We start from the raw sequence: 2,807 nt of genomic DNA, 5'->3' as shown, positions 1-2,807 counted from the left end.
GGAAAATATAATAATTAATAGAACATGTAGAAGGAGATGCTTAAATATTTTGAAGGATGGGAGATTATTATGGAGCATTTACAATCAATAGCACAAGCTGTTATAAGTGGTAATAAGGAAAAAGTAGTGAAGTTTATAAAGGCGAGTCCAAGTATTGTTAACGAATGTAGTGAAGATGGCTGGACACCACTTCATTTAGCAGCTTATTTTGGACAGAAAGAAATAGCGAGTTTTCTTTTAGAAAGCGGTGCAGATATACATAGTAGAGCGAAAAATGAAAATGAAAATACACCTTTGCAAGCGGCAATTGCGAACAAGCAAAGTGAACTTGTCGCTTTCTTAATTGAAAAAGGATCAGATGTAAATATTATGCAAAGTGGTGGCTGGACAGGACTCCACGAAGCAGCATTATTAGGAAATGAAGAAATAATTATGTTGCTCCTTAAAAATGGAGCTAATAAGATGATTAAGAAAAATGATGGGAAAACAGCGTATGATATTGCATTAGAAAAAGGATATAATCACCTTTTACATCATTTGAAACAGGAAGTGAACTTATGATGAATAAATGGAGTGTTGGTATATTTTTATTTAATGAAGTAGAAGTGTTAGACTTTGCAGGGCCATTTGAAGTTTTTTCTGTAACTGAGGTGAATGAAGAAAAAACATTTACTGTTTATACAGTTAGCGAGAATGGGGAAATGATTACAGCAAGGAATGGATTGAAGGTACAGCCAGATTATAGTATTGAAAATTTACCACCAGTGGATATTTTAATAATTCCGGGTGGGCTAGGTGCTAGAAAATATGAAATAAAAAATGAAATAGTAATAAAATGGATTCGCCAACAAATGAAAGAAGTAAAGCTGATGACTTCAGTTTGTACAGGAGCGCTATTACTGGCGAAAGCAGGTTTACTGGAAGGTTTAAAAGCAACAACACATTGGGCTAGTATTGAAAAGTTTAAAAATGAGTTTCAAAATGTTGAAGTTATAGAAAATGTAAAGTTTGTAGATGAAGGACATATTATAACATCTGCCGGAATTTCAGCTGGAATTAATATGGCATTTCATATTGTGAAAAACTTGTTAGGTGTGCATGTTGCGGAGGACACAGCGAAGCGAATGGAGTATGATATTAGTTTGCCAAATTAAAAAGCCCGGATTGGGCTTTTTATATTGAATGAATATAGTTAAGCTCTTCATCACTCAAAATAGGGCGAACAGATGCATTTGCATTTTCTTGTGCTTGTGTTCCTGTTTTTGCACCAGGAATTACAACACTTACTGCCGGATGAGAGAGTACATAGCGAAGTGCAAGTTGCCCTAGGGTCTGATTTTTATTTGAGAGCAGCCGAAGTTTCTCTACGGTTTGTAAGTCTTCTTGAAACCAAGTTTCATTTGGCCAATCTTTGCGTAAATCTCCATCTGGAAAAATTGTTTTATTTGTGAATTTTCCAGTTAAAATGCCCATTTTTAATGGACCACGAATAACAGCTCCTAGATTTTTCTCTTGTAAGAATGGTAATATATCTTTTTCTGGTTTTCGATTTAATATATTGTAATCAAGTTGTACGATATCAATTTCGTTGTTGTTATTGAAATGATGAATGTATTGTAAATCATGAGTCGAAACACCGACTGCTCTTACTTTGCCATCACGTTTTAATATGTCAAATGCACGTAGAAATGCTTCTGTTTCTCTACGATTATGCCACCAAATATGACAAAAATAAAGATCAATATAATCTGTTTGAAGACGTTGTAAACTTGTTTCGAATACGGCGATGATTTTTTCGGGAGTATCATATACAGGAACTCCATTAGGGTCGTAGTGATGTCCGATTAAACCACCTTTCGTTGATAGGATAATATCATTACGATGTCCTTTAATCGCGGTAGCTACCAACTTTTCACTATGTCCTAAACCATACACATCCGCAGTATCAATAAAATTCACACCACACTCAATTGCTTTTTTTATAGCGGTTATAGATTGTTTATCGTTAACAGGTCCCCATTCATCACCACCGATTGCCCATGCGCCAAAACCTATTTCAGAAACAGTTATTCCAGTTTTACCTAATGTGCGGTAATGCATATTCCCCCTCCTTGTAAGCATGTTATAACATGGATATGTGGGGAAGGAATTTTTTGTGTGAAAAAACTCTTCTACAATAGTAGAAAAAGAATTACAGAAACTACTATTTTATAGCAGCATGTATAAAAAAAATCGGTGTAAATATGGAAATGTCGTCGAATGCTATCTTTAATTGGTTAATTTATGGGATATTTTTGTGAAGGAGTTTATTTTATAAGAATAGAATTTAGTTTAGTAAGAAAACGTGCCGATGGTAGTGAAAAATATGGGTTAGGGGGATTTGAATGAGGAAACTCGAGCGAGTAAATGTTCCTAATATACCAGAGCAATTATCACAACCTAGTGACAAGCGTAGGATAAATAAAAAGAAGTTAAGGCGACTTATTTTAATGGTCCTTTTTATTGCGGCAACTACTCTATATGTTCAATATATTTTAACGAAACAACAAGAAATAATTGATAAAAAGAAAGATACGATTACGGATCAAAAGAAGCAATTAGTATCTTTAAAGAAAGATAAAGATTCTTTAAAGACTAACATAGAAAATTTAACAGACGATGAGGAAGAAATTTTGAAGTTAGCGAGAAAAGAGTATCAATTTTCTAAGTCAAATGAAACTATATTTGTGATGCCAAAGTAATAAAAACAGTTAGCCATTGAACTGCACCCCCACTTGTTAGACACCGTCTAACAAGTGGGGGTGCAG

Annotated in this window: 4 protein-coding genes; 3 read left to right on the top strand and 1 reads right to left on the bottom strand. The window is 34.2% G+C overall.

Annotated features, from left to right (window positions below):
• Positions 1-69: 69 nt before the first annotated feature.
• Both ABWK52_RS23945 and ABWK52_RS23940 read left to right on the top strand, forming a co-directional pair.
• Positions 70-561 carry an ankyrin repeat domain-containing protein gene (locus ABWK52_RS23945; protein ID WP_000400681.1) on the top strand — a complete coding sequence of 164 codons (492 nt, stop codon included), beginning with the start codon at positions 70-72 and terminating at the stop codon, positions 559-561.
• A complete protein-coding gene (locus ABWK52_RS23940; protein WP_000981432.1) occupies positions 558-1,154 on the top strand; it encodes a DJ-1/PfpI family protein in 597 nt (198 codons plus the stop codon). The genes ABWK52_RS23945 and ABWK52_RS23940 overlap by 4 nt, the downstream gene beginning before the upstream one ends.
• 19 nt (positions 1,155-1,173) lie before the next feature.
• Here the strand turns inward: ABWK52_RS23940 and ABWK52_RS23935 are convergent, their stop codons facing one another.
• Positions 1,174-2,100: an aldo/keto reductase gene (locus ABWK52_RS23935; RefSeq protein WP_000559359.1), complete on the bottom strand. Its 927-nt coding sequence runs from the start codon at positions 2,098-2,100 to the stop codon at positions 1,174-1,176.
• Positions 2,101-2,384: 284 nt separating this feature from the next.
• Here ABWK52_RS23935 and ABWK52_RS23930 point away from each other — a divergent pair, with 284 nt between their 5' ends.
• Positions 2,385-2,741, top strand: a complete 357-nt coding sequence (locus tag ABWK52_RS23930) for an FtsB family cell division protein (protein WP_098281290.1) — start codon at positions 2,385-2,387, stop codon at positions 2,739-2,741.
• Positions 2,742-2,807: the final 66 nt, after the last annotated feature.

Origin of the sequence: Bacillus sp. AP50, assembly GCF_040492675.1 — a bacterium.
GTDB lineage: Bacteria > Bacillota > Bacilli > Bacillales > Bacillaceae_G > Bacillus_A > Bacillus_A cereus.
This window is presented reverse-complemented; position numbering and strand designations above follow the sequence as displayed.

Excerpts from the sequence above, each read along its gene's own strand:
- ABWK52_RS23945 (WP_000400681.1), top strand. The coding sequence starts at position 70 with ATGGAGCATTTACAATCAATAGCACAAGCTGTTATAAGTGGTAATAAG.
- ABWK52_RS23940 (WP_000981432.1), top strand. The coding sequence starts at position 558 with ATGATGAATAAATGGAGTGTTGGTATATTTTTATTTAATGAAGTAGAA.
- ABWK52_RS23935 (WP_000559359.1), bottom strand. The coding sequence starts at position 2,100 with ATGCATTACCGCACATTAGGTAAAACTGGAATAACTGTTTCTGAAATA.
- ABWK52_RS23930 (WP_098281290.1), top strand. The coding sequence starts at position 2,385 with ATGAGGAAACTCGAGCGAGTAAATGTTCCTAATATACCAGAGCAATTA.